The 19969-nt window shown below is 69.8% G+C and carries 20 protein-coding genes; 8 read left to right on the forward strand and 12 right to left on the reverse strand.

Translation table 11 applies throughout. The features are described 5' to 3' along the window. From OG496_RS05855 to OG496_RS05865, 3 genes are all read right to left on the reverse strand, one after another. Window positions 1–1218 (reverse strand): acyl-CoA dehydrogenase family protein, encoded by a 1218-nt coding sequence (locus OG496_RS05855; protein ID WP_405969877.1) that lies wholly within the window; start codon window positions 1216–1218, stop codon window positions 1–3. Window positions 1219–1248: 30 nt separating this feature from the next. Continuing rightward, window positions 1249–2370, reverse strand: a complete 1122-nt coding sequence (gene sfnG, locus OG496_RS05860) for a dimethylsulfone monooxygenase SfnG (RefSeq protein ID WP_327406322.1) — start codon at window positions 2368–2370, stop codon at window positions 1249–1251. 120 nt (window positions 2371–2490) lie between these two features. After that, window positions 2491–2574, reverse strand: coding sequence for a putative leader peptide (locus tag OG496_RS05865; protein WP_351305882.1), 84 nt, complete (start codon window positions 2572–2574; stop codon window positions 2491–2493). 137 nt (window positions 2575–2711) lie between these two features. Here OG496_RS05865 and OG496_RS05870 point away from each other — a divergent pair, with 137 nt between their 5' ends. Then, window positions 2712–3629, forward strand: coding sequence for a LysR family transcriptional regulator (locus OG496_RS05870; protein ID WP_399388692.1), 918 nt, complete (start codon window positions 2712–2714; stop codon window positions 3627–3629). A gap of 73 nt (window positions 3630–3702) precedes the next feature. Here the strand turns inward: OG496_RS05870 and OG496_RS05875 are convergent, their stop codons facing one another. After that, window positions 3703–3891, reverse strand: a complete 189-nt coding sequence (locus tag OG496_RS05875; RefSeq protein WP_033280720.1) for a hypothetical protein — start codon at window positions 3889–3891, stop codon at window positions 3703–3705. A gap of 191 nt (window positions 3892–4082) precedes the next feature. On the opposite strand from OG496_RS05875, the gene OG496_RS05880 reads away from it, so the two are divergent. Continuing rightward, window positions 4083–5456 carry a cryptochrome/photolyase family protein gene (locus OG496_RS05880; RefSeq protein ID WP_405969878.1) on the forward strand — a complete coding sequence of 458 codons (1374 nt, stop codon included), beginning with the start codon at window positions 4083–4085 and terminating at the stop codon, window positions 5454–5456. A gap of 9 nt (window positions 5457–5465) precedes the next feature. Here the strand turns inward: OG496_RS05880 and OG496_RS05885 are convergent, their stop codons facing one another. Next, entirely contained in the window at window positions 5466–6446 is a 981-nt protein-coding gene (locus OG496_RS05885) for a MerR family transcriptional regulator (protein ID WP_405969879.1), read from the reverse strand. A 102-nt stretch (window positions 6447–6548) separates the two neighbouring features. Here OG496_RS05885 and OG496_RS05890 point away from each other — a divergent pair, with 102 nt between their 5' ends. Beyond that, a complete protein-coding gene (locus OG496_RS05890; RefSeq protein ID WP_366492286.1) occupies window positions 6549–7151 on the forward strand; it encodes a sigma-70 family RNA polymerase sigma factor in 603 nt (200 codons plus the stop codon). A 90-nt stretch (window positions 7152–7241) separates the two neighbouring features. After that, window positions 7242–7682, forward strand: coding sequence for an SPW repeat protein (locus OG496_RS05895; RefSeq protein WP_327406318.1), 441 nt, complete (start codon window positions 7242–7244; stop codon window positions 7680–7682). Window positions 7683–7730: 48 nt separating this feature from the next. On the opposite strand, the gene OG496_RS05900 is transcribed toward OG496_RS05895, so the two are convergent. Together OG496_RS05900 and OG496_RS05905 are read right to left on the reverse strand one after the other, a co-directional pair. Beyond that, a complete protein-coding gene (locus OG496_RS05900; protein WP_366492285.1) occupies window positions 7731–8501 on the reverse strand; it encodes a metalloregulator ArsR/SmtB family transcription factor in 771 nt (256 codons plus the stop codon). 92 nt (window positions 8502–8593) lie between these two features. Then, window positions 8594–9337: a phosphotransferase gene (locus OG496_RS05905; RefSeq protein ID WP_405969880.1), complete on the reverse strand. Its 744-nt coding sequence runs from the start codon at window positions 9335–9337 to the stop codon at window positions 8594–8596. A 57-nt stretch (window positions 9338–9394) separates the two neighbouring features. Here OG496_RS05905 and OG496_RS05910 point away from each other — a divergent pair, with 57 nt between their 5' ends. Next, window positions 9395–9934, forward strand: a complete 540-nt coding sequence (locus OG496_RS05910) for a hypothetical protein (RefSeq protein ID WP_366492283.1) — start codon at window positions 9395–9397, stop codon at window positions 9932–9934. Here OG496_RS05910 and OG496_RS05915 read toward each other — a convergent pair. Continuing rightward, on the reverse strand, window positions 9931–11400 hold the full coding sequence (locus OG496_RS05915; RefSeq protein ID WP_366492282.1) for an APC family permease: 1470 nt from the start codon (window positions 11398–11400) through the stop codon (window positions 9931–9933). The two genes, OG496_RS05910 and OG496_RS05915, sit on opposite strands and share 4 nt — an antisense overlap. A gap of 127 nt (window positions 11401–11527) precedes the next feature. Here OG496_RS05915 and OG496_RS05920 point away from each other — a divergent pair, with 127 nt between their 5' ends. Both OG496_RS05920 and OG496_RS05925 read left to right on the forward strand, forming a co-directional pair. Further along, window positions 11528–12712, forward strand: coding sequence for an ROK family protein (locus tag OG496_RS05920; RefSeq protein ID WP_403594239.1), 1185 nt, complete (start codon window positions 11528–11530; stop codon window positions 12710–12712). 102 nt (window positions 12713–12814) lie between these two features. Then, window positions 12815–15568 carry a glycosyl hydrolase 2 galactose-binding domain-containing protein gene (locus OG496_RS05925; RefSeq protein WP_405976568.1) on the forward strand — a complete coding sequence of 918 codons (2754 nt, stop codon included), beginning with the start codon at window positions 12815–12817 and terminating at the stop codon, window positions 15566–15568. A 49-nt stretch (window positions 15569–15617) separates the two neighbouring features. Here the strand turns inward: OG496_RS05925 and OG496_RS05930 are convergent, their stop codons facing one another. Then, window positions 15618–17045 (reverse strand): hydrolase, encoded by a 1428-nt coding sequence (locus OG496_RS05930; RefSeq protein ID WP_366492280.1) that lies wholly within the window; start codon window positions 17043–17045, stop codon window positions 15618–15620. Window positions 17046–17276: 231 nt separating this feature from the next. Between OG496_RS05930 and OG496_RS05935 the strand changes: the two genes are divergently transcribed. Continuing rightward, window positions 17277–17540, forward strand: coding sequence for a GlsB/YeaQ/YmgE family stress response membrane protein (locus tag OG496_RS05935; protein WP_019057177.1), 264 nt, complete (start codon window positions 17277–17279; stop codon window positions 17538–17540). Window positions 17541–17750: 210 nt separating this feature from the next. Here OG496_RS05935 and OG496_RS05940 read toward each other — a convergent pair whose 3' ends face one another. The 3 genes from OG496_RS05940 to OG496_RS05950 are packed head-to-tail and all read right to left on the reverse strand — an operon-like array spanning window position 17751 to window position 19938. After that, window positions 17751–18680, reverse strand: a complete 930-nt coding sequence (locus OG496_RS05940) for an NAD-dependent epimerase/dehydratase family protein (protein WP_405969881.1) — start codon at window positions 18678–18680, stop codon at window positions 17751–17753. A 57-nt stretch (window positions 18681–18737) separates the two neighbouring features. Continuing rightward, window positions 18738–19514 (reverse strand): GNAT family N-acetyltransferase, encoded by a 777-nt coding sequence (locus OG496_RS05945; RefSeq protein WP_405969882.1) that lies wholly within the window; start codon window positions 19512–19514, stop codon window positions 18738–18740. Window positions 19515–19554: 40 nt separating this feature from the next. Further along, window positions 19555–19938, reverse strand: coding sequence for a MerR family transcriptional regulator (locus OG496_RS05950; protein ID WP_405969883.1), 384 nt, complete (start codon window positions 19936–19938; stop codon window positions 19555–19557). Window positions 19939–19969: the final 31 nt, after the last annotated feature.

Here is a 19969-nt window from a genome sequence, read left to right on the forward strand (position 1 = left end):
TCAGGAGTACCAGGTGGGTTCGGGCAGTTCGCCCTCAAGGACCCAGCGGCCGACCTCGCGTCGCTTGTAGGCGACGGGGTCGTGCAGGGTGTGGGTGCGGACGTTGCGCCAGAACCGGTCGAGGCCCTCGGAGGCGGCGGTGGAGCGGGCGCCGGTGACTTCGAAGATGCGGTTGCCGATCTCCAGGGCGACATCGGTGGCGCGTGCCTTGACGGCCGCGACGCGTACCTCGAAGTCGCCGCGTGTCTTCTCGGTGACGGCGTCGGGGTCGTCGTGCAGTTTCTGTCCCTCGGCGGCGACGGTGTCGGCGAGGGCCTCGACCGCCCAGAGCTTCGCGGTGAGGTCGCCGTAGGTGTCGATGACGTGGGGCTCGTCGACCGCGCGCTCGTAGCCGCCGTGCAGCCAGGAGCGGGCCTTGGTGCGGGTGTAGGTGGCGGCCGTCTCCAGGGCGCCGGCGGCGATGCCCAAGTAGAAGTTGACGAAGACGAGTTGGATGGTGGGGACGTTGAGCGTGTTGTAGGTGCGCGGCCGGAATTCCCTGTCGACGTAGCCGGCCGCCGAGGACCACGGGGTGCGGACGCCGTCGAGGATGACGCCACCGCTCTCGGTGAGGCGCTGGCCGATGTTGTCCCAGTCGTCGAGGAAGGTCAGGCCCTCGCTGTCGGAGGGCACGATCGCGAAGACGTGCTGGTCGGTGCCTTCCAGGACGCCTTCGAGGACGGTGACGTCGGAGACCCTGCTGCCGGTGGAGAAGGACTTGCGGCCGGTGAAGACGAGGTCGTCGCCGTCCTCGGTGACGGTGACGTCCTTGTCGCGCGGGTTGACGGCGCCGCCGAAGAACCACTGGTTGCGGGCGGCTTCGGCCTCGACGTGCTCCCACTGTTCGCGGGTGCCGACCAGGCGGGCGGCCCAGTTCCACAGGTAGTGGTAGCCGAGGAGTTGGCCGATGGAGCCGTCGGCCTGGGCGATCTCGCGGACGACGCGGTAGGCGGTGGGCCAGTCCTGGCCTCCTCCGCCGTGCTCCGTGGGGCCGAGCAGGGTGACGAGGCCGGAGTCCTTGAGGAGTTGGACCTCGGCGTACGGGGTGGCGCCGGCCCGGTCGCGGGCGGCGGCGTCGGTGTCGAGGAGGGCGGCGACCTCGGCGGCGCGGGCGATCCAGTCCTGGGCGGACCGCGGGGCCGGGCGGGTCTGCCAGTCGGTGGGCGTGACGGTGCTCATGCGGGTGTCCTCTTTCGCAGTGGGGTGCGATCAGGCGTGCACGGAGACGGACTCGGTCTCGCCGTCGGGGAGTTGGGCTTCCAGTTCACGCACCAGCGGCAGCACCCGCTTGCCGAAGTACTCCACCTCCTCGTGGTAGTGCAGAAAGCCGAGCAGGAGAAGGTCGACGCCCAACTTCTTGTAGGCGACGATCCGTTCGGCGATCTGCTCCGGAGTCCCGATGAGTCCCGTGCGGAAGCCGTCGTTGTACTGCACGAGGTCCTCGAACGTGGAGTCCTGCCACATGCCCTTGCCGTCGGCCGAGGACTGCCCGGCCTGCTTCACCGCGGCCCCGAAACCCTCGACGGCCTCACGGTCGGCCTTGGCGACGATCTCGCGGAGCGTGTCGCGGGCCTCGGCCTCGGTGTCCCGCGCGATGAGGAAGCCGTTGAGGCCGAACTTCGGTGCGGTGCGGCCGACTTGGGCCGCCGAGTGGCGTACGTCGGCGAGCTGCTCGGTGACGCCGTCGAAGTCCTTGCCGTTGGAGAAGTACCAGTCGGAGACGCGGCCGGCCATCGCGCGGGCGGCGGTGGAGTTGCCGCCCTGGAAGATCTCCGGGTGCGGTCGTTCGGGGGTGTTGAGGGGCTTGGGCTTGAGGGAGAAGTCGCGCAACCGGTAGAAGTCTCCGGCGAGTTCGGTGTGGTCCTCGGTCCAGATCTGGCGCAGGGCCTGGATGAACTCCTCGGACCGGCGGTAGCGCTCGTCGTGCTCAAGCCAGGGCTCGCCGAGCGCGGTGAACTCGCCCTTGAACCAGCCGGACACGACGTTGACGGCGAAGCGGCCGTTCGACAAGTGGTCGGCGGTGGCGCCGAGTTTGGCGAGGACGCCCGGGTGCCACAGCCCGGGGTGGACGGCGGCGATGACCTTCAGGCGCTGGGTGGCGAGGAGGAGGGCGAGGCTGAAGCTGGTCGACTCGTGCTGGAACTCGGCGCCGTAGCTGGCCATGTAGCGGACCTGGCTGAGCGCGTACTCGAAGCCGTTGTTCTCGGCGAGCACGGCGAGTTCGCGGTTGTACTCGTAGCCCCAGTCGGTGCGTTGCTCGATCTTGCTGGTGACGAGTCCCCCGCTGACGTTGGGGACCCAGTAGGCGAATTTCACGGGCTCTGCGGGCATGCGGAACTCCTGTTGCGGAATGCGATTTCGGGCACGCCGAATCCGGCCGGAGCGAATTCCGGCGAATGTCAGGCGGGAGGAAAAGGAAGGCGGCGGATCACAGGACGGAGGTGACGGGGATCAGGCCGCGGTGCAACAGGAGGCGCTGGAGACGCGCGCGAGGTCGACATGGCGTCGCCGCGTGAGGTCCAGTCGCATCATCATGCCGTCGATCGTGGCAGCCGTCGGCGAGGACCGTCAAGGAAAACCCGACCGGTCTCGTATCGCGGACCATTGAATTTCACGAACGTGTGACAGGGAAACCCTTGAACAGCCCGGGAAATCGGCCGCATTCTGCGGGCATGCGCACCGAACAGCTGGAATACATAGCGGCCGTCACCCGGCTCGGCTCCCTGCGCCGGGCCGCCGAGGAACTGCGCCTGTCACAGCCCGCGTTGAGCGAGACCGTGCGCAATCTCGAACGCGAGCTCGGTGTCGATCTCCTGGAGCGCAAACGGTCCGGCGCGACGATGAGCGCGGAGGGCCGGGAGCTGCTGCCGAAGATCGTCGACGTGCTGGACGCGGTGGACCGGCTGCGCGCGGCGGCCGGCGAGCAGCACCGGATCAGCCGCATGGTGCGGGTCGGCACGGTCAACGCGGCGACCGTGCCGCTGCTGCTTCCCGTCGTACGGGACTTCCGCGCCTCGCATCCGCTCACCCAGGTCGAGGTGGTCGGCGCGCAGCAGGCCGACATCCACCGGGCGCTGTCCGAGGGCGGGTTCGATCTCGGGCTGGTCAATCACCTGGACGGCGACGACATGCCGGCCGAGTTCGAGTCCACCGAGCTGCTGTCCGGGCTGCCGGTGGTGTGCGTGCGCCCCGACAGCCCGCTGGCGTCCCGGCCGACCGTCAGTGTGGACGACCTCCTCACCGAACCGCTGATCGGTATGCGTTCCGGCTATGTGATGCACCGCTATGTCCACCGGCTGCTCGATGGCCGAGGTCCCGCCTTCGCGTACTCGACCGACGGCGCCGAGATGGGCAAGCTCATGGTCGCGGAGGGGCTCGGGGCGACGGTCCTGCCCGACTTCAGCGTGGTCGGGGACCCGCTGGAGCGGCTCGGCGCGATCACCTACCGACCGATCGCCGGCGACACCGCCCGCGTCCTGCTGATGCTGCGCCGCCGCCGCGCGGACTCCGTACCGCAGGCGGCCGGGGACCTGCACGAGGCGTTCGTACGACGAGCACGGGAACTGACGGACAGCGAGCACGGGAACTGAGGGGAACGCGCGCCTGCGGCCGTGGACATCGCCTGAGGCGATAGTCGTCTGGCCCGAGACGGTGGTCGTACGGTCAGTCCTCGTCGCCCATCGGAACCACCACGAGGAACGCGTCGGACTTCAGGTCCATGACGACCCTGGCGGGCTCACCCTCGGCGCGGCGCCGGGCCGCGAACTCCTCAGCAGGCCATGATCCGCGCGGAGCCCCCGCCGAAAACCGCTTCAACACCTTCGCGCCCATGTCCGCAGACACCTCCAGCATCGTTCCTCGGCTCCCCACGGGGACCGTCGTACCTGTTCACCTGCCCCCGATCGACGCCGACATGCCAACCAACTATGGCGGTGGGACGGCGCCCGGAGCGCGTACGCCCGTCGGGTGACAACCGCATCCGCCGGGCGCGCCGGACCTGAAGCACCTCACGACCCCCTTTCCCGTCTCCCGGAGTGCGCGCCATGAACGTCTCGGTCGCCCTGTTCACCGCCGACCTGCGCCTGCACGACCATCCCGCGCTGCGCGCCGCCGCCGAAGCCCGCCAGGTGGTCCCGCTGTTCGTGCGCGACCGGGGTGTGACGGCCGCCGGGTTCGCCACGCCCAACCGGCTGGCGTTCCTCGCCGACTGTCTGCGCGATCTCGACGCCGGCCTGCGTGAACGGGGCGGCCGTCTGGTGATCCGGTCCGGTGACGTCGTCGGCGAGGTGTGCAAGGTGGCCGCCGAGACGGACGCCGACGAGGTGCACATGGCGGCCGACGTCAGCGACTACGCGCGGCGGCGCGAGCAGCGGCTGCGGCGGGCACTGGAGGCGGAGGGGCGGCGGCTGCACGTCCACGACACCGTGACCACGGCCGTCGCCCCGGGCGCGGTGACCCCGGCCTCCTCGGACCACTTCGCGGTCTTCACCCCGTACTTCCGCCACTGGTCCGGGCAGCACCTGCGCGCCCCGCTGGCCGCACCGCGCACTGTGTGCGTCCCGGACGGTGTCGGTTCCGAGGAACTCCCCACCCGTACCAGCGTCGTTGGGCTGTCGCCGGGCCTGGCGACCGGCGGGGAGACCGAGGGCCGCAGGCTGCTGAGCCGGTGGCTGCGCAACGGCATCGCCGAGTACGAGAACGTCCACGACGACCTTGCCACGGACGCCACCTCCCACTTCTCACCCCACCTGCACTTCGGCACCCTCTCCCCCGTCGAACTGGTCCATCGGGCACGGCAGTTGGACGGCCCCGGCGCCGAGGCCTTCGTACGGCAGGTCGCGTGGCGGGACTTCCACCGCCAGGTACTGGCGGCCAGGCCCTCGGCCGCAGGTGCCGACTACCGTACGAAACACGACCGTTGGCGCTCCGACCGCACGGCCCGCGAGGACATCGCGGCCTGGAAGGAGGGCCGCACCGGCTATCCGCTGATCGACGCGGCGATGCGCCAACTGCGCCACGAGGGCTGGATGCACAACCGGGGACGGCTGCTGACGGCGAGCTTCCTCACCAAGACGCTCTACGTCGACTGGCGCGTCGGCGCCCGGCACTTCCTCGACCTGCTGGTCGACGGTGATGTGGCGAACAACCAACTCAACTGGCAGTGGATGGCGGGCACCGGCACCGACTCGCGCCCCAACCGGGTCCTCAACCCCGTCACGCAGGCCAAGCGGTACGACCCGGACGGCGCGTACGTCCGGCGTTGGGTGCCCGAACTCGCCCAGCTGGACGGCCCGTTGGTGCACGAGCCGTGGAAACTCAGGGGACTTGAGCGTGCGGCACTCGGTGACTATCCGGATCCGATCGTCGAACTCGCGGACGGGCTCGCGCGGTTCAGGCGAGGTCGGGCAGGTGACTGAGGCCCCCGGTCAGGGCCGTGCCGCGTACAACCCCGACAGGGCGTCCACGGCATCCGCGAGCGTCGCCGGCCGCAGCGCACCCCGCACCGAAGTGCCGGACCAGCCGGGACCGGCCAGCGCCACCGAGGGCTGGCGCCGGGCGCCCTTCACTCCCCACCGGATGTCGGCGAGTTGCCGGGCCAGCGACGGGCTCGCTGCGGAACGCGCCTGCGCCCACAGGACGACGGCCGCCGGACCCAGCCGCCGCACCGCCGCGGTGAGCGCCTCGGCAGGCACAGCGGCGCCGAACATCCTTGTGGGCAGGCCGAGTTCACCCAGTGCGGCGTTGAGCGCCTCGATGGGGAGGGTGTGTTGTTCGCCGGGTACGCAGGCCAGGACGATCGGCGAGAGGTCGACCTGTGGCCCGGGAAGCGGGGTGTGTCGACGCAGGGCGGTGGAGACGTGCCAGGACAGCAGGTGCTCCACCTCGACGTAACGGTCCCCGGACGACGCCCACTTGCGCCCCACCGCGTGCAGCGTCGGCACCATCACCTCCTGCCAGGCGACGACGGTGCCGTACTGGCCGACGGCATCGGCCAGTTGACGCTCGACGGCCGGTGCGTCGAGCCGTACGGCGGCGCGTGCCAGGCCGCGGCACTCCTGGCGCACGTCCCCGAGGGGCAGCGCGCCGGGGGCCTGTGACTTCCGGTTCCGTACCGGCACGGGCGCCGTGTGCGAACCGGCGGCTCCCTTCGCCACCTGCGCCGCCTCGGCCGCCGGTACGCCCGACGAGGTCAGCCGGCACATCGCCTCCAGCAGGGCCACGTCCCGCGGGGTCCAGCGCCGGTGCCGCCCCTCGGCGCGGACCGCGGGACCGACGCCGTAGCGACGCTCCCAGGACCGCAGCGTGGTCGGCGCCACACCCAGCCGCCGGGCCAACGCACCGGTCGTCAGGGGCACTTCGGCCACTGACGGGTACGCGGCGTCTCCGCCTGCGGGCATTTCGCTCATCCAGCGACTATACGATGCAGAATCGACGCGAGTTGATGGCCTTGATCCCTTGCTCCCACGATGACCGGACAGTCGCCGTCCGACGCGCGAGGAGTCGTAGCCATGAGCCCGCAGACCGGCGCCCTCCGCCCGAGTCCGGCGGCGGAGTCGCTCACCGACGAGGAGTTGGCCAGGGGGCTGGTGGCGGGTGACGAGGACTGTCTGGCCGCCGTCTATCACCGCTGGTCGCCGCTGGTGCACAGCCTGGCGCGGCGCTCGCTGGGGGACGTCAAGGAGGCCGAGGACGTGACGCAGCAGGTGTTCCTCGGGGTGTGGCGCGGGCGGCGGGGTTTCCGTCCCGAGCGCGGAACGATCGGCGGCTGGATCGTCGGCATCACCAGACGCAGGATCGCCGACGCGCTGTCCGCCCGCACTCGTCGCCTTCACATCCTGGCCGCCACAGCCTCGTCACTGGCCCTCGCCGATCCGGTCGCCCCGAGGCCCGAGACGGTTCTCGACCGCGTCGTCGTCCTGCACGAGCTGGCCAGACTGCCCGCACCCCAACAGCGGGTCCTGCGGCTGACGTACTACGAGGACCTCACCCAGACCCAGATCGCGCGGCGCACCGGCTGGCCGCTCGGCACGGTGAAGAGCCATGCGCGACGTGGGCTCCACCAGTTGCGACGCCGTCTCCAGGGCGACGAACAGGCTGACCACTACACATAAAGGCGAAATAAGAGCACTATGGAGATAAGCGGCTTTTGCCGCATACCGCACCAGACGCGGTCAGGCCAGCGAAGTCAAAGGAGACGAGTCATGGCCAACGTCTCGCACACCAGAGGTGACATAACGAGCCACCCTGATGTCTCCGAAATGCAGGCGCGCTACGCCCGCATGCTCGGTGGACGCGATGTGGCGCTCGTGGACGGACCGGTGTTCCTGCTCGGTCTGTACTGCGCCGTGTCCCCGTGGATACTCCACTACACGACGAGCCAGCCCGCGCTCGTGCCGCACAACCTGATCGTCGGCATCGCGATCGGCCTGCTGGCCCTCGGGTTCACCAGGGCACCGGAGCGCATGTACGGCCTCAGCTGGGCGATGAGCGCCCTGGGTGTCTGGATGATCGTCTCGCCGTGGATCGTCGGCACCAACCCCGACAAGGGCGTCATCCTGAACAACGTCATCATCGGCGGACTGGCCGTGCTGATGGGCCTGGTGTGTGCCGGTACGGCGGCGCGGAGCACTCCCAAACCGTAGAGACCAGCCCCCGAGACAAGCCGTAGGAACCCGGAAGGAAGCCCCCCTTCAGTGGCCGCCTGGCACCAGCCAGGGCGACTGCGGGAGGGGGCTGCCGGTTTCGAGGACCGACTTCAGGTTGGACAGCACGGCCGGCCAGCCGCCGGACACGTCGGACAGCTCGCCCTGGTCGGCGAGGTCCTCGTGGGTGACGGTGAGGCGCACGATGTCCTCGTGGCGCCGGATGTCGTAGGTGACGCGGGAGTACGTGTCCTCCTGGCCCTCGTTCTCCGGTGAGGTCCAGGTGGTCACGAGGCGGGTCGGGCGCTCGCTCTCGACGACGGTGCCGACGACATCGGCGATGCCGGAGCCGTCCGTGCGCACGTGTTCCCAACGGGAACCCGGCTGCCAGTCGGAGACGTTGCTGTGGCCCCAGTAGGCGGCGGTCAGGTCGGCGTCGGTGAGCGCGTCCCAGACCTTTTCAGGGGTGCTCGCGATGTAGGTGACGTAGACGAATGTCGGCTTGTCGGTCATGGCTTCCTCGGCTCGTCGCTTCAGGGCCCCGAGTGCGCGCAGTCGCGGGCGCTCGAACTTGTCGATCCAGCGCTCCTGGATCTCGTGCAGCGGGACCGGATTGAGGTAGTGCAGCTTCTCCCGCCCGCGCCGCACCGTGCTGACCAGGTTGGCGGCCTCCAGGACGGCCAGATGCTGGGTCACCGACTGACGGGTCATGTCGATGCGCCCGCACAACTCCCCGAGCGTCTGCCCGTTCTCCTCGTGCAGCCGGTCCAGCAGACGTCTGCGGGTCTCGTCGGCCAGAGCCTTGAAGACCGCGTCCATCCCTGAGTCATGTTCGGATCGCACACTCAACGTTATGCAGGCAGTTACCTGCATGTCAAGGTGAGCGGCTTCGTCCGATTCATTCCGATCTTCTACGACGGGAACGCGCCCAGCTCGCGCCGGTGCGCGGCCACCCAGTCATGCGCGTCCCGGATCTCGTCCACGACCCCGCTCGCCCGCAGGCCGGCCATGCCCCGCTCACCGCGCTCGGCACCGGCCCCGATGCCTCGCCAACACCGGTCCTGCCACCACAGGACCGTGTCGAGGAGCCGGTCGGTGCCGTCGAGTTCGTCGAGGCCGTACGCCTCGCAGATCAGCGCGATCCGGCGGGCGGCCTCGGGCACGTCGGTGACGCCCGGGCCGAGGTCCAGGTACTGCCAGCAGACGTGGGCGACGTCGTGGACACGCTCGCCGGGAGCCGCGAGATCCCAGTCCACGAAGGCCAGCGGGTGCCACACGCTGTCGTAGACGGTGTTCTTGGGGGCCAGGTCGTTGTGGCAGACGACGTCCTGGTCACCGGCCTCCGGCGTGCCGTGCGTCAGGTCGTGGAACGCGCGGACGAGCTGCGCGACACGCACCAGGCTGTCGTCGGTGCGGGCGGCGGAGCGCTCACCGGGGCTGACGGCCGCCCGGCCCTCGATGTACCGGAACACCTCCCGGCCCCGCTCGTCCATGCCGAGGAGGCGCGGTGCCCCTGACCACCCCCGCCGCTCGAACAGCATGAGCAGTCCGGTGACGAAGGCGGACCGTTCCGGCGGGGTCGGAGTGCGTCGTACGGTCTCGCCGACCCGTACGACCGCGTTGATCGCGCCTCCGCCGAGCGCCGATTCCTCCAACTGGCCCGCCTCCCCATATCGTTCGACCGCACGAGTATCGCTTGGCACGCTGCTCGGATGGATCACGCGGAGGCACTGCTCATCGGAGGACGGGCCGGGGTCGGGAAGACGACCGTCGGCTGGGAGGTGTCGGCGCGGCTGCGGGCGGCGGGGGTCGCCCATGCCGTGATCGACGGGGACTTCATGGGGCAGGTGCATCCGGCGCCGGACGGCGATCCGCACCGGGCGGCGATCAGTGAGGCCAACTTGACTGCCGTATGGGGGAATTACGCCGCGCTGGGGTACCGGCGGCTCGTGTACACGAACACGGTGAGCGTGCTCGACGAGGCGGCCGGACAGTTCCGCCGGGCGATGGGGGCGGACGTGCGGATCGTACGGGTGCTGCTGACCGCCTCCGACGAGACCGCGGCCGCACGGCTCAACGGGCGGGAGATCGGCAGCGAGTTGGAGCACGAGCTGGCCAACAGTGCCCGCAAAGCACGGATGTTGGACGAGCGGGCGCCCGCGGACACCGTTCCAGTGGTGACCGACGGGCGCTCCGTCGTCGAGGTCGCGGTGGACGTGCTGGCCGCGACCGGCTGGGTCAACTGCCGCTAGGCACCTGCCGGTTCCGTGTCCGGGGTCGATTCCACGAGGTACTCCTCCGTGATCTCCTTCGGGCCGAACGGCCACACCTTCTCGAAGCGGGCCCAGATCAGGAAGGCCACGCAGCCCAGGGCCAGCCAGGCCAGGGACCACTCGATGGGGTGGCGGCCCGGGGAGTTCCGGTCCGCGTAGCCGTAGATCACGCACCAGCCGACGAAGGCGATGATGCTCGGCACTGGGTAGAGCCACATGCGGTACGGGCGGCGCAGGGTCGGCTGGCGTTTGCGCAGGACCGTCAGGGCGATGATCTGGGCCAGTGCCTGGACGATGACCATCACCGTGGTGAGCAACTGGATCAGGGTCGCCAGGTCCGTGTGGCGGCCGATGAGGAAGCCGATCGCCGTGATCACGCCCATGGTGGCCAGGCCCAGCATCGGGAAGCGGTGCTTGGGGTGGAGTTTGGCGTAGGGGCGGAAGAAGACGCGTTCGCGGGCCGCGTCGTAGGGCACCCGGGAGCCGCCGAGGAGGCCGGTGAAGACCGAGGCGAAGGCCGTGATGAGGATCAGGACGGTGACCGTGTCGGCGGCACCCTTGCCCCAGGTCTTCTCCAGGACCGCCGAGGCCACCGAGGTGGAGGCGATGTCGTTCACGTGCGTCATCCGCTGCCAGTCGATGACGCCCAGCGTGCCGATCTGCAGCATCAGGTAGATCGCCATGATGCCGACGATGGAGAAGAGGATGGAGCGCGGCAGCGTACGGCCCGGGTCCTTGATCTCGGCGCCCATGTAGGCGGTGGTGTTGTAGCCGAGGTAGTCGTAGATGCCGATGGTCAGACCGCCGGCGAAGCCGAGCCAGAAGTGGTCGCTGCCCAGGTCGAAGGCGTGCGCCGGGTAGGTGAAGGCGAGGTGCGCGCTGAAGTCGCTCGCGGCGGCCACGATGACCAGGAAAACCGAGGCGATCATGACCGTCCACATCACGGCGGTGATGCGCGCGATGTTCTCGATGCCGCGCCAGAGGAGCAGGATCACCAGGGCGATCACGCCGAGGCCGATCAGGTCGCCGGACGTCTTGCCCAAGTCCGGTGCCAGATAGCCGAGATACTGCACGAAGCCGACCACGCCGGTCGACATGATCAGCGGGATGAAGAGCATCGCCGTCCACACGAACAGGAACGGCATGAGGCGACCTGTGCGGTACTGGAACGCCTGGCGCAGATAGACGTAGCTGCCGCCGGAGCCGGGCATCGCGGCGCCCATCTCGGCCCACACGAGTCCGTCGGCCAACGCGAGGATCGCCCCCGCGACGAAGCCGATCACCGCCTGCGGACCGCCGAACACGGTGACCATCAGCGGGATCGTCACGAACGGCCCGATGCCGCACATCTGGCTCATGTTGATCGCGGTGGCCTGGAAGAGGCCGACGCGGCGGACGAACCCGCCGTCGGGGGGCGGGCTACCGGGAGACGGACTACCGGACATGGGGACTCCTGGGGCTGGTCACGGGGAGAGGGTGACGGGGTGGCCCGGTGCGGGTGACTGGGCGATAAAGTTAAGGAGCCTTACTAGACTCGTCAAGAGGCTGTCCCGGATACCGGAGAATGATGCGATGCCCGTCAGTGACGCCGTGGAGCGACCGGACCAGCCTTGGAGCCGTCAGCGGCTGCGCAGTACCAACGCGCGGCTGCTGCTCGACCGGCTGCGCACCGCCGGTGCCGCGTCCCGCGCCCAACTCGCCCGCGAGACAGGCCTGTCGAAGCCGACGGTCTCCAGCGCGCTGGCCGCGCTGGAGGAGGCGGGACTGGTCCACGAGGTCGGCACGCAGGCCCCCGAGCGCGGCCGGACCGCCGTGCTCTACGCGCCCGATCCGTCCGCCGGGTACGCGCTCGGGATCGACGTCGGCCGCAGTTGGCTGAGGGTCGCGGTCGCCAATCTGGACGGCGAGGTGGTGGCCCGGGCGGACGTCCGCAACCGGGCCCGCAGCTCGGGCGCCATGGCCGAGCTGGTGGTCGCCACCGCCCACCAGGTCGTCGCGAACTCCGAGGTGGAACCGGCCGCGGTCGTCCACGCCGTGGTGGGCACGCCCGGCGTCTACGACGAGCAGCGGCGCCGCGTGCGGTACGCGATGCATCTGCCGGGCTGGGGCCGGGCCGGACTGTTCGACCGGATGCGGGAGGAGCTGGGCGTCCCGCTGGAGGTGCACAACGACGCCAATCTCGCGGCGCTGGGCGAGTACACGTACGGCGTCGGCGCGGGCAGCCGGCTGTTCGCGTACATCCTGATCGGCACCGGTCTCGGCATGGGGGTCGTCAGCGAGGGGCGGCTGTTCACGGGGGCGCACGGCGGCGCCGGGGAGATCGGGTTCCTGCCGTGGCCGGGGCAGCAGAAGCCGGAGACGCTGGAGGACGCGGTGTCCGGGGTGGCCGTCGTGGAGGCGGCCCGCCGGTTCGGCATGAGCGGGCAGCAGCTCACCGCGAAGGCCGTGTTCGACGCGGCCCGGCAGGGAAACGCCGCCGCGATCAAGGCAGTTGAACTGGAGGGCGAGCGGATCGCACACACGGTTGCGGCCGCTGCCGCTGTCCTCGATCCGGACCTCGTCGTCCTGGGCGGCGGTGTCGGACACAGCGTGGATCTGCTGCTGCGCCCGGTGCGGGAGAACCTGCGCGCGCTCACTCCGCTCCGGCCGAAGATCGTGCCCAGCGCGCTGGGCGAGGACGCGGTGCTGCTGGGTGCGGTGGCCACCGCTCTCGGCACCGCGCGGGACCTCGTGTTCGAGCGCCATTCGGCGTCCTGAGCAACTCACCCACGGACACAGGTGTTTGACAGGCATCGTCCAGCGCCCTACCTTCTGGTGCGGTTAGTAAAGCTTCCTAACTTGACGAGGCTGGAGACCGCCGTGTTCCACCGCCCCGCCGTTCCCCCACTCCTCAGAGGCCGTCTCGCCACGGCCGCGGTCGCGCTCGGCCTGCTGGGTTCCCTCACGACCAGCGCGTGGGCGGGGGCCCGGGAGTCGTCCCCGCCGCAGCGCACGCAGGCCCCGGTGACCGCTGCATCACCCACCGCCGTACGCTCGACCGCCGGGACCGCCACCCCGCTGTCCGGCTACGCGATCCAGTCGTCCGCCAAGGTCACCGACTCCGCCGCGGCCGTCTCCTCCCCCGGCTATCGGGCGACCGGCTGGTACCCGGCCGGCGCGCGCTCGACCGTCCTCGCGGCCCTGATCGCCGACGGTGTCTACCCGGACCCCTTCTACTCGACCAACCAGCGGAAGATCCCGAAGGCCGACTTCCAGGTGCCGTGGTGGTACCGCACCGACTTCACGGTCGCCGACCCCGGCAAGCGCACCTACCTCGACTTCAGCGGAGTGATCTCGGCAGCCGACGTCTACGTCAACGGCAAGCGGATCGCCCAGGCCGCGGACGTCAACGGCGCTTACACACAGCACGAGTTGGACGTCACCTCGCTCGTCCGCTCCGGCACGAACACGGTCGCTTTCCGCATCCAGCCCAACGACCCGAACAAGAACCTCACCATGGGCTGGATCGACTGGCTCCAGCCGCCGCCCGACGAGAACATGGGCATCGTCCGTGACGTCCTCGTCCGCCGCGGCGGCCCGGTCGCACTGCGCGACGCACACGTGGTGACGAAGTTGGCCGTGCCGTCGCTCGCCTCCGCGGACCTGACGGTGAAGGCGCGGGCCCGCAACGACTCGGACGCGCCCGTCACCACGAAGGTCAGGGGCAGCATCGGCAGTTCGACCTTCGAGAAGACGGTCTCCCTCGCCGCACACGAGACGAGAAGCATCACCTTCGGCCTCCATCTCACCTCCCCCAAGGTCTGGTGGCCCGCAGGCATGGGCGGCCAGCCCCTCTACGACCTCGACCTCACCGCCTCCGTCGCGGGCGCCCCCTCCGACACCGCGCACCAGACCTTCGGCATCCGCGACGTGCAGGCCCCGCTGAACTCCGCCGGCGACCGGCAGTACCGGATCAACGGCCGCAAGTTGCTGATCAAGGGCGGCGGTTGGTCACCGGACGAGTTCCTGCGCTGGGACAAGACGTACGTCGAGGACCGCCTCAAGTACGCCCTCGATCTGGGCCTGAACACCATCCGCCTGGAAGGGCACATCGAACCGGACGAGTTCTTCGACCTCGCCGACCGCTACGGCATCCTGACCCTCCCCGGCTGGGAGTGCTGCGACAAGTGGGAGGGCCAGGTCAACGGGGACGAGACCGGCGACAAGTGGACCGCCGCCGACTACCCGGTGGCCAAGGCGTCGATGGCCGCCGAGGCCGCCCGGCTGCGCGACCACCCGAGCGTGATCTCCTTCCTCATCGGCAGCGACTTCGCCCCCGACGCGAAGATCGAGAAGACGTACCTGGACGCGTTGAAGGCCGCCGACTGGAAAACCCCGGTGGTCGCCGCCGCCTCCGACAACTCCTCACCGGTCAGCGGCAGTTCAGGCATGAAGATGACCGGACCCTACGACTGGATCCCGCCCAACTACTGGTACGCCAAGCGCGAGGGCGGCGCCACCGGCTTCAACTCCGAGACCAGCGCGGGCCCGGACATCCCCACCCTCGACACCCTGCGCCGCATGATGACCCCGGCCGAACTGGCCACCCTCTGGAAGGACCCGAGCGCCAAGCAGTACCACCGCTCCCCGTCCTCCACCTTCAACACCCTCAAGCTCTACAACAACGCGCTCACCGGCCGCTACGGTCCACCGACGAGCCTGACCGACTACGTCCGCAAGGCGCAGCTGGCCCAATACGAGAACGTGCGGGCCCAGTTCGAGGCATACGAGCGCAACGCCACCGACGCCTCGAAGCCGGCGACCGGGGTCGTCTACTGGATGTTCAACAGCGGATGGACCTCGCTGCACTGGCAGTTGATGGACCGTTACCTCGACCAGGGCGGTGCCTACTTCGGCGCGAAGAAGGCGAACGAACCGCTGCACATCCAGTACTCGTACGACAACCGCTCGGTCGTCGTGGTGAACAACCGGAACGCCTCCGCACACCAACTCACCGCCCGCGCAACGCTGTTCAACACCGACGGCACGCGCAAGTACGACAAGAAGGTGACCGGGGTGAAGGTGTCCGGCGGCGGCGCGCACAGCACGGCGCTCACCCTGCCCTCGCCCTCGTCGGTGAGCGGGCTGTCGACGACGTACCTGGTGCGGCTGACCCTGACCGACGCGTCCGGCATGGAGGTGAGCCGGAACGTGTACTGGCTCTCCGCCAAGCCCGACACGCTCGACTGGGCGCACACCGACTGGTACTACACGCCGACGACGAGCTACGCCGACCTCAAGGGGCTCAACTCGATGGCACAGGCGCCGGTTTCGGCGACGGCGTCGACCGAGGCGGGCCCGCACGGCACGTCGACCACGACGGTCACGGTGCGCAACTCCGGGACGGGCAAGGGCTCGGGGAAGACGCCTTCACTCCTCACCGACGTCCATCTCGTGGACTCGGCGGGCAAGCCGGTACTGCCGGTGCAGTGGTCCGACAACGACGTGAGCCTGTGGCCCGGGGAGTCGACGACACTGACGGCGACCTACCGGACGGCGGATCTGCACGGGTCGGCGCCACGGGTGCGGGTCTCCGGCTGGAACACACCGGAGCGGACGGTCTCGGCACGGTGAAGCCGTGAACCCGTGGGGCCCAGCCGCCGCCGGGCCCCACCGGTCGTCGTCAGCTGACGTTCAGCGCCGTGTCGTCGATGACGAAGGACGTCTGGAGGGTGGACCCTTCGACGCCGCTGAAATTGATGGTGGCGGTGGTGCCGGCCAGGGAGGAGACGTCGAAGGACTTCAGGACGTATCCGGAGGCCGCGTTCAGGTTGGAGTACGTGGCCAGGGTGGTGGATCCGGCCGTCACCGTCAGCTTGTCGTAGGCGGTGCTGGTGGTGGTCTCCGCGGTGTCGATGTGCAGATAGAAGCTGAGGGTGGCGGAGCAGCCGGACGGGATGGTCACCGACTGGGACAAGGTGTCGGTGTGGGCCGAACCGTAACCGTCGAGCCAGGCCTTGTAGGAGCCGGTGCGGGCGGCCTCGCTGCTGGAGGTGGTGATGACGCCGCTGCTGGCGGTCCAGGTGGTGTTGCCGGACTCGAAGCCCGGGTTGCCGAGCAACTGGGCGGCGGTGCAGGTGCCGTCGCCGCCTCCTCCGCCCCCGCTGCTGCTGCCGTCGCCGGCCAGCCACGCGGTGGCGTTGAGGGCGAGGGCGGCGTTGGTGGCGCCGGTGTCGTTCCAGCCGTCGTAGAGCGTGTTGCCGGACTGGCCGGTGCCGTCGTCGATGGGTGAGCTGTCGCCCCAGAACGCGACGCGGCCGCTGCCGAAGGTGCTGGTCGCGAAGAAGGCGCCGGTGTTGCCGGAGTAACCGCTGCGGTACACGAGGCCCTTGACGTTCGCGTTGTCGGCGGGCTTGAGGGTGGCCGTCGTGCCGTCGGCGATCAGGCTCTTGGTGACCGTGCCGAAGGCGCCGTTGAGGACCTCGTTGGTGCTGTCGCTGATCGCGGCGGGGTAGCCGGAGCTGATGTCGAGCGTGTCGATGGAGAAGCCGAACGGGTCGGTCGAGTCGACGCTGTTGTTGGTCATCAGGTCGTTGAGGATCTCGACCGCGTCCTCGCCGTCGCTGTTGCGGTCGGCGCCGGTGTGGTCCGAGATCATGAACAGGCCGCCGCCGTTCTGGACGAACGTCATGATCGCGGTCTTCTCGGCCGTCGTGAACAGCGTGTTGGGCTCGGGCAGGACCAGTGTGTCGAAGTTCGACAGGTCGGTCGTCGACGAACCGCCGTACGTCAGCGCGCTGGTGGCGGTCTTCAGGCTGTAGTCGCCGGTCTTCTGCAGGGCGACGCCCCAGGACGAGAGCGCCCCGGTCCAGTCGGTCTCGGAGGACGGGGAGGAGTCCTGGGAGAGCGGGTCGGGCTTGCTGGTGGAGATGATCCAGTCCGCGTTGCCCGCCTCCTCGGCGTGGCCGTCGTCGAACAGGACGCGGTTCGTGGTGGCCGCGTGCGCGGGCGTGGCCGTGGTGGTGACCTGGAGGGCGGCCCCCGTGACGAAAAGTCCCAGGCCGGCGAGGGCGGTGGTGAGTCTGCGGCGGGATCTTCTGGATCCAAGCATCCGTCGAACCTCCGTGAGGGGATGGGGAAGGGTGCGGTGCGGGCGCCTGATCTGCGCGCGTAGAACGGCAGTTGGGGAGTTCTACACGCGTTGAACGATTGAAAGGTACATGGCATGACGGGGTGGTGAACAGAAAGTCCCGGCAATAACAGGCAACAAAACTCCGGCGGACTGCCTTGGCGTCCAGCGGGCACATGAAGAGAGCAGAACTATCGACAAAGAGGGGCGGAGATGGAGATCTCGGGCATCATCAGTGCCATCATCATCGGCATCATCATTGGCGTGCTGGGACGGCTCGTCGTCCCTGGGCGCCAGCACATAGGCGTTCTGCTGACGATCGTCGTCGGCATCGTGGCCGCGCTGATCGGCGCGGCGATCGCATCGGGCCTGGGGGTCGCCGACACGAAGGGCATCGACTGGATCGAGTGGCTCATCCAGATCGGCCTGGCAGCGGTCGGTATCGCCGCGCTGGACCGGTCCAGGGCGCGCCGCTGAGGGGTGGTCGGGAAGTGCCGCGGGTGAGACCGGGCGGAGGCTCGCAGTCGCGGGCCTGTCGCCCGGTCCCCCTCGTCCCGCACTCCTGACGGGCAGCCCTTGTCACCAGGCATCATCCCGCTCGTCGATCCGAAGTCCGGCCCGTCGAGCCGCCGGCCGGCTTCCGTGCGCCTGCTCCTCCGTTCGTCAAGGAGGGCAGGCGCACTGCGCTCAACGCGCGGCGTGCAGTGCCGCCAGGCCCTCACCGCTCGACGGGTACACCGGCGTCCAGCCCAGTTCCCGTTCCGCCTTCGCGCTGGACACGCGCAGGTTGCCGGTCATCACCGTGTGCGCGTACGCCATCGGCCGAACCACCCACAGCGGTACGGCCATTGGCTTCGGCAGGCCGAACTCCCGCGCCACGCACAGGACATGGGCGCGGAAGCCAAGCGGTGTGGGGTCGGTGATGTTGTACGCCTGTCCGGGGCGCCCGCGTTCGACGGCGGCGGCCACCGCGCGGGCCGCGTCGGTGAGTTCGACCCAGGGCAGGACCCGGCCGTGGTCGTCCGGGACAGGCAGTCGGCGCCTGCGCAGCATGGGGAACAGGGCATCGGTGCCGCCGGGGCCGTAGAGGAGGCCGAAGCGGAGTGCGATGCCCTCCAAGTCCTTTGCCTCGAAGGTGAGTTGTTCCTTGGTGCGCATGCCCTCGATGTGCTTCTCCAGCTCCGGTGTGGTGCCGTGCGGGCCGAAGGGGTCGTCCTCGGTGCGGGGGCGGGTGCCGAAGTCCCCGTAGCCGTAGCCGAAGACCATCGACTCGCTGATGAAACGGCGGGCGCCGGAGGCCCGCGCGGCCTCGATGAGGTGGGCGGTGCCTTGGATGCGCAGGGCGTCGGTGGCGTGCATGTCGCGGTGGCGCAGGGGTGGCTTGCGCAGGGCGGTCGCGGCGTGGATCACCGTGTCGAAGTGGTGTCCGTCGACCGCGCGGAGCAGTGCGTCGCGGTCCATGAGGTCGGCGCGGATGCCGTTGCCGGTTCCTCGGCCGAGGCCGGTCACCTTGTGGCCCGCGTCGGTCAGGGCTTGGGTGATGTGGCCACCGAGGACACCGGTGGCACCGGCGAGGAGGATGCTCCGGCCGCCCTGGTTGCTCGCGTTCGTCGTCATGACGATGCGACGGATCGGGTCGGCGCGGATGTGACATCGACCCGTTGAGCTGCGGGTCTACGGCTCGTAGACGTACGGCGTGGTCGTGGTCAGCGGGGAGAAACCGAGGCGTTCGAGGATGGGGCGGCTCTGGTCGGAGGCGTCGACCTGGAGGTAGCGGTAGCCGCGGTCGGCGGCGATGCGGGCGCGGTGGGCGATCAGGGCGCGGTAGATGCCGCGGCCCCGCCAGGCTTCCACCGTGCCGCCGCCCCACAGGCCGGCGAACCGGGTGCCGGGGACGAGTTCCATGCGCGCCGCGCTCACCGGTTCGTCGCCGGCGAGGGCGACGACGGCGACAACTGTGTCGGGTTCGGCGGCGAGTTGGGCGAGCAGGCGGGCCCGCAGCCGGGCGCTGTCCGTGCCGAAGGCCTTCTCGTGGACGTCCGCCACGAGGTCGACGCCGGCCCGGTCGGTGGCGGGCAACAGGCGGATTCCTTCCGGCAGTTGGGCGTCGAAGGTGAGTGCGGCGACCTCGCCGATCATCAGGGTCTCCTGCGGCTCCGGCGTGAACCCGGCCGCCGACAGCCGCTGTCCGAGATCGGCCGGCAGGTCGTGGCCGTAGAGCTTCCACTCGAAGTCGCGGCCGATCGCCGTGAAGTACGCGATCTGCTCGGCGATCGTCGCGTCGGCGTTCGTCTCGTCGAGGTCCGACCACAGGACGCCGTTCCAGCCGTGCGCGTCGGCGACCTGGCGCACCACTCCCCCGACCCGTTCGACGCGGGACCCGGGGCCGTCAGGTCGGGCGCCTTCGCGCAGGTCGCGGTCGTGGAGGGCGAGTACCGAGGCGTGATCCATGGGCTCACTTCAACATCCGCGGGCGCACCCGGCAACGGGATTACACGCCCCGCGCCGGTACGTCCGCCCGTACCGCCGCCAGATACGCGCTCAGCCGGTCACGGTTGCGGGCCAGGCAGTCGATGCGGGCCTGGATCCGGTCGACGTGGTCACTGAGCAGGGCGGCCGTCTCCGGGGTCAGGCAGTCGGCGGGGACGTGGATCTCGTCCGGGCCGGAAAGATACGGCAGGATCGCGCGGATCATCTCGGTGGTGAGCCCCGAGTCCAGCAGGCCGCGGATCTGCTGGACGTCCCGGACCGCGGGCTCGCCGTAGAAGCGGTAGCCGTTCTCGGTGCGGTCGGGGTGCAGCAGGTCCTGTTCCTCGTAGTAGCGCAGGAGGCGGGTGGCGACGCCGGTGCGGCGGGAGAGCTCGCCGATCTTCATGCCTGCCTCCGGGGAGGGCGTGCGGGCGGGG

It is taken from the genome of Streptomyces sp. NBC_00988 (assembly GCF_045162645.1).
Lineage (GTDB): Bacteria > Actinomycetota > Actinomycetes > Streptomycetales > Streptomycetaceae > Streptomyces.

Bases quoted from the DNA above. Each gene is read 5' to 3' on its own strand.
- OG496_RS05950 (WP_405969883.1), bottom strand. From the start codon at position 19,938: ATGAAGATCGGCGAGCTCTCCCGCCGCACCGGCGTCGCCACCCGCCTC.
- OG496_RS05890 (WP_366492286.1), top strand. From the start codon at position 6,549: ATGAGCCCGCAGACCGGCGCCCTCCGCCCGAGTCCGGCGGCGGAGTCG.
- OG496_RS05865 (WP_351305882.1), bottom strand. From the start codon at position 2,574: ATGATGATGCGACTGGACCTCACGCGGCGACGCCATGTCGACCTCGCG.
- OG496_RS05855 (WP_405969877.1), bottom strand. From the start codon at position 1,218: ATGAGCACCGTCACGCCCACCGACTGGCAGACCCGCCCGGCCCCGCGG.
- OG496_RS05940 (WP_405969881.1), bottom strand. From the start codon at position 18,680: ATGACGACGAACGCGAGCAACCAGGGCGGCCGGAGCATCCTCCTCGCC.
- OG496_RS05885 (WP_405969879.1), bottom strand. From the start codon at position 6,446: ATGAGCGAAATGCCCGCAGGCGGAGACGCCGCGTACCCGTCAGTGGCC.
- OG496_RS05900 (WP_366492285.1), bottom strand. From the start codon at position 8,501: ATGGACGCGGTCTTCAAGGCTCTGGCCGACGAGACCCGCAGACGTCTG.
- OG496_RS05895 (WP_327406318.1), top strand. From the start codon at position 7,242: ATGGCCAACGTCTCGCACACCAGAGGTGACATAACGAGCCACCCTGAT.
- OG496_RS05875 (WP_033280720.1), bottom strand. From the start codon at position 3,891: ATGCTGGAGGTGTCTGCGGACATGGGCGCGAAGGTGTTGAAGCGGTTT.
- OG496_RS05930 (WP_366492280.1), bottom strand. From the start codon at position 17,045: ATGCTTGGATCCAGAAGATCCCGCCGCAGACTCACCACCGCCCTCGCC.
- OG496_RS05910 (WP_366492283.1), top strand. From the start codon at position 9,395: ATGGATCACGCGGAGGCACTGCTCATCGGAGGACGGGCCGGGGTCGGG.
- sfnG (WP_327406322.1), bottom strand. From the start codon at position 2,370: ATGCCCGCAGAGCCCGTGAAATTCGCCTACTGGGTCCCCAACGTCAGC.
- OG496_RS05870 (WP_399388692.1), top strand. From the start codon at position 2,712: ATGCGCACCGAACAGCTGGAATACATAGCGGCCGTCACCCGGCTCGGC.
- OG496_RS05915 (WP_366492282.1), bottom strand. From the start codon at position 11,400: ATGTCCGGTAGTCCGTCTCCCGGTAGCCCGCCCCCCGACGGCGGGTTC.
- OG496_RS05880 (WP_405969878.1), top strand. From the start codon at position 4,083: ATGAACGTCTCGGTCGCCCTGTTCACCGCCGACCTGCGCCTGCACGAC.
- OG496_RS05920 (WP_403594239.1), top strand. From the start codon at position 11,528: ATGCCCGTCAGTGACGCCGTGGAGCGACCGGACCAGCCTTGGAGCCGT.
- OG496_RS05935 (WP_019057177.1), top strand. From the start codon at position 17,277: ATGGAGATCTCGGGCATCATCAGTGCCATCATCATCGGCATCATCATT.
- OG496_RS05945 (WP_405969882.1), bottom strand. From the start codon at position 19,514: ATGGATCACGCCTCGGTACTCGCCCTCCACGACCGCGACCTGCGCGAA.